This window comes from Caldimonas sp. (assembly GCF_046289365.1).
In the GTDB taxonomy this organism is placed as follows: domain Bacteria; phylum Pseudomonadota; class Gammaproteobacteria; order Burkholderiales; family Burkholderiaceae_C; genus Caldimonas.
Genome location: NZ_JBKBVU010000175.1, coordinates 1 through 6,499, shown reverse-complemented (window position 1 = coordinate 6,499; position 6,499 = coordinate 1). Strand labels below are relative to the sequence as shown.

Sequence of the window (6,499 nt, the reverse complement as noted above, 5' to 3'; positions counted from 1 at the left end):
GGCCGTGATCGACGAGGGGGCCACCACCATCAACATTCCCGACACGGTGGGCTATGCGGTGCCCGAGCTGTACGGCAACTTCATCAAGACCCTGCGCGAGCGCATCCCGAACTCCGACAAGGCCGTCTGGTCGGTGCATTGCCACAACGACCTGGGGATGGCGGTGGCCAATTCGCTGGCCGGCGTGCAGATCGGTGGGGCGCGTCAGGTGGAGTGCACCATCAACGGCCTGGGCGAGCGCGCCGGCAACTGCTCGCTCGAGGAAGTCGTGATGGCCGTGCGCACGCGCCGCGACTACTTCGGGCTGGAGGTGGGGATCGACACCACGCAGATCGTGCCGGCTTCGCGGCTGGTGTCGCAGACCACGGGCTTTGTCGTTCAGCCCAACAAGGCCGTGGTGGGGGCCAATGCTTTTGCGCATGCCTCGGGCATCCACCAAGACGGTGTGCTCAAGGCCCGCGACACCTACGAGATCATGCGCGCGGAGGACGTGGGCTGGACGGCCAACAAGATCGTGTTGGGCAAGCTCTCGGGGCGCAATGCCTTCAAGCAGCGCCTCCAGGAGCTGGGTATCGAGCTGGAATCCGAGGCCGAGATCAATGCGGCGTTTGCCAAGTTCAAGGAGCTGGCCGATCGCAAGAGCGAGATCTTCGACGAGGACATCATCGCGCTGGTGGGCGACGAGAGCGTGACCAACGAGCAGGAACACTACCGCCTGCTGGCTCTGTCCCAGCACTCGGAGACCGGTGAGCGCCCCCATGCCAAGGTGGTCTTCGCCGCCGGGGATCGGGAATTCCATGGCGAAAGCGACGGTAACGGCCCAGTGGATGCCAGCCTGAAGGCCATCGAGGCCCACGTGCAAAGCGGGGCCGAGATGCTGCTGTATTCGGTCAATGCCATCACGTCGGGCAGCACGGAATCGCAAGGGGAGGTGACGATCCGCCTGCAGCATGGCGGACGGGTGGTCAACGGCGTGGGGGCCGATCCGGACATCGTGGTGGCCTCGGCCAAGGCCTATCTCGCCGCGCTGAACAAGCTGCACAGCAAGAACGAGCGTGTGGCGGCTCAGGGTTGACCCTTGGACCTGGTGCTCCTGGGCGTCACGTTTTCAGTGGAACTTGAGAAATAGTACGTAAGTTTTTGATCTTGCGCGTCTTTTTCTGATCGCCTACACTCGCCGTCCATGACTGCGGGAGTTGGGCAGTGACGCGAGCGGTTTGGGCAAGGGTGTGGCAGGGGCTGGTGGCCGGGATGGCCCTGGTGGTGGGTCTGTGCGCGCCCGGGCCGCTGCTGGCGGCCCAGGACGGTGGCAAGCGTCCGACGGCTTCGGTCAGCAAGCGCGCCGTGGCGGAATCGCCGGGCAAGAAGCCTGTGGCCCGGTCGGCGCAGCGCAGCAGTCGTTCCGTGGCGCGCTCGCGCCCGCCGGTGTCGGCCGGCCGGTCCTCGGTGGCGGCCAAGCGTCCCGTGGTGCAGCGTGTCACGGCGGCTTCCGCGACCTCGCGCGTTTCCTACGGGCAGGCGTTCGGGCTGCATGCTGTGGACGATCCCCTGGATCTGAAGTCCAGCGTTGCTCTGGTGCTCGACCAGGACACCGAAGAAGTGCTGTTCAGCAAGAACCCCCAGGCCGTGCTGCCGATCGCATCGCTCACCAAGCTGATGACGGCCCTGGTGGTGATCGAGGCCGGGCAGCCGCTGGACGAGATGCTGACCATCACGCGCGAGGACATCGATACCGAAAAGGGCAGCCGTTCCCGGCTGGCCGTGGGGACCCGCCTGAGCCGCGAAGAGATGCTGCATCTGGCGCTGATGTCCTCGGAGAACCGCGCGGCCCATGCGCTGGGGCGTCACTATCCGGGCGGCCTGGGCCCCTTCGTCGCTGCGATGAACCGCAAGGCCCGGGAACTGGGCATGCATGACACCCGTTTCGTCGAACCGACGGGCCTGTCCAGCCGAAACCAGTCCAGCGCCCGCGACCTGGCCGTCCTGGTGAAGGCCACCTATGACGTGCCCTTGATCCGGGAGTTGTCGACCTCGCCCGAGTACCAGGTGGTGGTGGGCAAGCGGCAACTGCACTACCGCAACACCAATGGCCTGGTCTTCAATCCGAGCTGGGAGATCGGCCTGCAGAAGACGGGCTACATCGCCGAGGCCGGCCGTTGCCTGGTGATGCAGGCCGAGCTGGCCGGACGCAAGCTCATCATGGTCTTTCTCGATTCGGCGGGGCGCTTCTCCCGGCTCGGCGATGCCGAACGGGTGCGCCGCTGGCTGCTGGAGCAGGGGGTGGGCGCTTCCGAGGGCTTGGGGGCCGAAGGCAACCCGCGTGTGACGTCCTGAGTGCCCACTGGATCGGGCAAGGCGTGGTCCGACCTCAGCCGCGATAGCCCAGGGCTGCCGAGATCTGGGCGGCCGTGGACTGCAGGCGTTCGAGCCAAGTGTCCTCGAGGCGATCGGCCGGGGCGGAGATCGACAGGCCCGCGACCAGCTTGCCCTGATCGTCCCGGATGCCGGCGGCCATGCAACGCACTCCCAACTCGAGTTCCTCGTTGTCGCGCGCGTAGCCGAACTGGCGCACCCTGGCCAGTTCACGTTCGAGCGTGCCCAGATCGGTGATGCTGTTGCGGGTGTGGCCCGCCAGTCCGGTGCGGGTGGCATAGGCCCGCACGCGCTGGGCGTCGTCCTGGGCCAGGAAGAGCTTGCCGACGGAGGTCAGGTGCAGGGGAGCGCGGCCCCCGACGGCACGCACCACCTGCATGCCCGAACGCTCGCTGTAAGTGCGTTCGATGTAGACGATTTCATCGCCCTGGCGGACCGAGAGATTGACCGGCTGGTGTGTGAGCTTGTGCAGTTCACGCATCGGCCCGAGGGCGGCATCACGCACGTCCAGGCGAGCCTTCACAAGATTGCCCAGTTCCAGCAGGCGCATGCCCAGCCGGTAGCTGCCGGCCTCGGGCCGGTCGACGAAGCGTCCGGTCGCCAGGTCGTTCAGGATGCGGTGGGCCGTGGAGGGGTGCAGCCCGGTCTGGGCGCTGATTTCCTTCAGCGAAACCGGGTCCTGGTGGGCAGCCAGCACGTCCAGCAAAGCGAACATGCGCTCCAGGACCTGAATGGTGGGGGTGTGGCCGTCGGACTTTCTCATGCCCTGATTGTCTCCTGAAACGACAAGTTTTGCATGGCGAAATCAAGAGGGGGAGCCGGCGGCCGACCGAGCGGCGGCGACCCCCGCACGCACGGCGCCTTCCAGGGTGGCGGGGTAGGGGCCGTCCACGTGGTCGCCAGCCGCCCAGAGCCCGGGCGCGATGGCCGACGGCGGGCGCTGCAGGCCCGGTTCACACAGGAAGGTGGCGCGCTTCTCGACGAGGGTGCGCATCAGCCGCAGGGGAGGCCGGAGGTAGCGAGACAGCTCGCGACTGGCTTGGTCGTGGACGGCCTGGGCGGTGGCGTCCAGGCCCCGGGCCACCCAGGGGCCGGCACCGCTGATCACGAAGGCGAGCAGGCCGGTGGGGCCACCCAACCGGCCGCGGTCGAACACATACTGGGCCGGGGCGGTGTCGCTGCTGCGCAATGCGAGCATGGGCAGCGGCAGCCGGGCGCCCGCCGCATGGGCATAGACCGTCACGATGGGTTCGAAACGCAGGCTGTCCGCCCGGTCTGCCCACGTCGCGGCGTGGGGGCGTGCCAGTCGGGCCGCCTCGCCGGGCGGGCATGCCAGGATCACTGCGTCATAGGGGTCGCCATCGACCTGCCAGGACGTGGCCCCGCGGCGGTCCAGCGCGACCACTCGATGACCGCGTCGCACGCGCGCGCCGGCGGCTTCGAGCCAGCGGGCGGCCGGCTCGGGAAAGAGGGCGCTGAGGTCGGTGCGCGGCAACAGCAGGTCGCTGCCGCCGGGCCCCGAGCCCAGCGCATCGCGCAGCACGCGCAGGAAGACAGCGGCACTGGCGCGTCCCGCCGGCGTGTTCAGAGCGGCCACGCACAACGGGTCGATCAGTTCTTCGCGCACCCGCGAGGGCAGGCCGGCGCACAACTGCGCCACGGTGAGGGCCGCGTCGCAACGGAAGCGGCGCAAGGCCCACAGGCCGGCCCAGCGCAGCAGGGCCAGGCGTTCGCCCAGGGGCCATCCGGTGTGGTGCATGATGGCGTTCAGCAGCGCCGGCACGGGGCGGCCGGGGGATAGCCGCAGGCCGCTGCCGTCGGCATGAACCAACTGCAACGGGGTGCGCAGCAGGTCCAGCGTCGTGCGCACGCCCACCTGGCGCATCAGCCGCAGGCATTCCGTGTAGGCGCCGATCAGGATGTGCTGGCCATTGTCCAGCGCTGCGCCCTCGATGTCCACCCGGCGGGCGCGGCCTCCCAGGCGGGAGGCCATCTCGTAGAGGGTGACATCGAAGCCTTCGTCCACGGCCTGCACGGCTGCCGTGCAGCCGGCCCAGCCGGCACCGATCACTGCCAGGCGGCGGGTCATGCTCAGCGTCCCCGCCAATGGGTGCGCCAGGCGATCCACAGCTTGCGCACCGGCGTGAGCGCAATGCGCTGGTGCAGCACCTGGAAGCCAGTGGATTCCACCTCGCGCAACAGGGTGCGGTAGATGTTGGCCATCATCAGGCCGGGTTTCTGTGAGGCCCGGTCGGCCGATGGCAGCAGGGCCAGGGCCTCGTCATAGCAGCGGTGGGCCCGCTCGGCCTGGAAGCGCATCAGGGCCGTGAAGCGATCGCTGTAGACGCGGTTCAGGATCTCGTGGGCCTTCACGTCGAACTGCTGGAGTTCACTGACCGGCAGGTAGATGCGGCCACGGCGTGCGTCGTCGCCCACGTCGCGGATGATGTTGGTCAGTTGCAGCGCCAGGCCCAGCCGGTGCGCGTAGTCGATGGTGCCCGCTTCAGTGCGCCCGAAGATGCCGCTGGCCACCTCGCCGACCACGCCAGCCACGAGGTGGCAGTAGCGCTGCAGACCAGCGTAGTCGAGGTAGCGGGTCTGGTCGAGGTCCATCTGACAGCCCTCGATGACGGCCAGCAGGTGCTCGGCGCGGATCCCGTAGGCCGCGGCGTGTGGCATCAGGGCCTGCATCACCGGGTGGCTCGGGCGTCCCGCGAAGGACTCGGCAATCTCCTGGCGCCACCAGCCGAGCTTGGCCCGCGCGACACCGGGATCGCTCACTTCGTCGACCACGTCGTCGACCTCCCGGCAGAAGGCGTAGAAGGCGGTGATGGCGGCGCGGCGCGCGGGCGGCAAGAAGAGGAAAGCGTAGTAGAAGCTCGACCCGCTGGCCGCGGCCTTGTCCTGGACGTATTGCTGGGGGGTCATGGGGCTGGCAAGCGAGGCATCCGGGCAGCACGCCACAGCAGGATCGGGGCATCGAGGCGGTGCAACACGGGGCGGGTGTGAAGGGTGGCGTAGTCGAGGCGGCGGATTTTCTCAAGGATGCGCAGCCCGCCTTGCACGACCAGGCGCAGCTCCCAGCCGAAACGTCCGTGCACGCGGTGCACCAAGGGGGCGCCCTCGTGCATCAGGCCACGGGCCCACTCGGCCATGTCGCGCACCAGGGCCTGGGTGGCCGGCGTCTCATGCCGGGCCAGCAGCGAGGCCGGGGGGACCCGGTGGCGGGCACAGTCCTCCAGCGGGATGTACAGCCTGCCGCGTGCGGTGTCCTCGCCCAGATCCTGCCAGAAGTTGATGAGCTGCAAGGCCGTGCACAGGGCGTCGGACTGGCGCAGCGAGGCCTCGTCATCGATGTTCAGCAGATGCAGCAGCAGCCGCCCGATGGGGTTGGCCGAACGCCGGCAGTAGTCCAGCAGTTCCTGCCGGTCCACATAGCGGTGCTTGACGACGTCCTGCTCGAAGGCGCTGAGCAGGTCCTCGAGCAGGCTCACCGGCCAGCGGTGGCGAGCCAGGGCTTCTCCCAGGGGGCCGAAGACCTGGGGCCAGCGCTCGGATGCCGCCTGCCCGGCCACCGTGGCGGCCAGGTCGCGGCGATAGGCGGCCAGGTCGGCCAGGCGTTGTGCGGTGCTGCGGCGGCCCTCATCGGCCAGGTCGTCGGCCGTGCGGGCATACCAGTACAGGGCAGAGACGGCCGGGCGCAGTGCAGGGGGGCACAGCCAGGACGCCACGGGAAAGTTTTCATAGTGGTCCACGCTCACGGGGGCGATTGTCCACGCCTTTGGGGTGGGGCTGATGCGCGGCGGCGTCTTGACATCGCGCCAGCCTGAACCTAGAGTACTGACCGGTCAGTCAGTAAATTGCCGGTGTCCGTTCCCAGTCCTTGCCGCGCCTCGCAGAGCTGCGCGGGACGGCCGGCGATCTCTTTGTGCACAAGGCCCCCCTGATGTCCACGCCCTCGTCCCCCCTTGCCATCGTCCTCGCTGCAGCCTTGGGGTTGCTGGCGGGCTGCTCTCCTTCGCCGCCGCCGCAGGAGCCGGTGCGGGCCGTGCGCACTTTGACGCTGGCCCCGCGGTCGGCGACCGGCAGGCAGGAATACGCAGCCGAGGTGGGGGGCCGCACCAAG

Annotated in this window: 6 protein-coding genes and 1 pseudogene; 3 read left to right on the top strand and 4 right to left on the bottom strand. The window is 68.7% G+C overall.

All coding sequences use genetic code 11. The features are described from left to right. Positions 1-1,075, top strand: a 1,075-nt coding sequence (locus ACK42S_RS14395) for a 2-isopropylmalate synthase (protein WP_409708920.1), incomplete at its 5' end; no start/stop codon positions are given. 176 nt (positions 1,076-1,251) lie between these two features. Next, complete coding sequence (gene pbpG, locus ACK42S_RS14390; protein ID WP_409708923.1) at positions 1,252-2,334, top strand: D-alanyl-D-alanine endopeptidase; 1,083 nt, start codon at positions 1,252-1,254, stop codon at positions 2,332-2,334. Positions 2,335-2,368: 34 nt separating this feature from the next. On the opposite strand, the gene ACK42S_RS14385 is transcribed toward pbpG, so the two are convergent. Genes ACK42S_RS14385 through hpnC form a run of 4 tightly spaced genes read right to left on the bottom strand, consistent with a single transcriptional unit; the run spans position 2,369 to position 6,134 of the window. Then, positions 2,369-3,136 carry an IclR family transcriptional regulator gene (locus tag ACK42S_RS14385; protein ID WP_409708917.1) on the bottom strand — a complete coding sequence of 256 codons (768 nt, stop codon included), beginning with the start codon at positions 3,134-3,136 and terminating at the stop codon, positions 2,369-2,371. 42 nt (positions 3,137-3,178) lie between these two features. Further along, positions 3,179-4,462 carry a hydroxysqualene dehydroxylase HpnE gene (gene hpnE, locus ACK42S_RS14380; protein WP_409708914.1) on the bottom strand — a complete coding sequence of 428 codons (1,284 nt, stop codon included), beginning with the start codon at positions 4,460-4,462 and terminating at the stop codon, positions 3,179-3,181. A 2-nt stretch (positions 4,463-4,464) separates the two neighbouring features. Then, positions 4,465-5,301: a presqualene diphosphate synthase HpnD gene (gene hpnD / locus ACK42S_RS14375; protein WP_409708911.1), complete on the bottom strand. Its 837-nt coding sequence runs from the start codon at positions 5,299-5,301 to the stop codon at positions 4,465-4,467. Continuing rightward, positions 5,298-6,134, bottom strand: coding sequence for a squalene synthase HpnC (gene hpnC / locus ACK42S_RS14370; RefSeq protein WP_409708908.1), 837 nt, complete (start codon positions 6,132-6,134; stop codon positions 5,298-5,300). The genes hpnD and hpnC overlap by 4 nt, the downstream gene beginning before the upstream one ends. Before the next feature lie 185 nt (positions 6,135-6,319). On the opposite strand from hpnC, the pseudogene ACK42S_RS14365 reads away from it, so the two are divergent. Next, positions 6,320-6,499, top strand: a pseudogene (locus tag ACK42S_RS14365) (efflux RND transporter periplasmic adaptor subunit); the annotation flags it as partial.

Excerpts from the sequence above, each read along its gene's own strand:
- hpnD (WP_409708911.1), bottom strand. The coding sequence starts at position 5,301 with ATGACCCCCCAGCAATACGTCCAGGACAAGGCCGCGGCCAGCGGGTCG.
- ACK42S_RS14385 (WP_409708917.1), bottom strand. The coding sequence starts at position 3,136 with ATGAGAAAGTCCGACGGCCACACCCCCACCATTCAGGTCCTGGAGCGC.
- pbpG (WP_409708923.1), top strand. The coding sequence starts at position 1,252 with ATGGCCCTGGTGGTGGGTCTGTGCGCGCCCGGGCCGCTGCTGGCGGCC.
- hpnE (WP_409708914.1), bottom strand. The coding sequence starts at position 4,462 with ATGACCCGCCGCCTGGCAGTGATCGGTGCCGGCTGGGCCGGCTGCACG.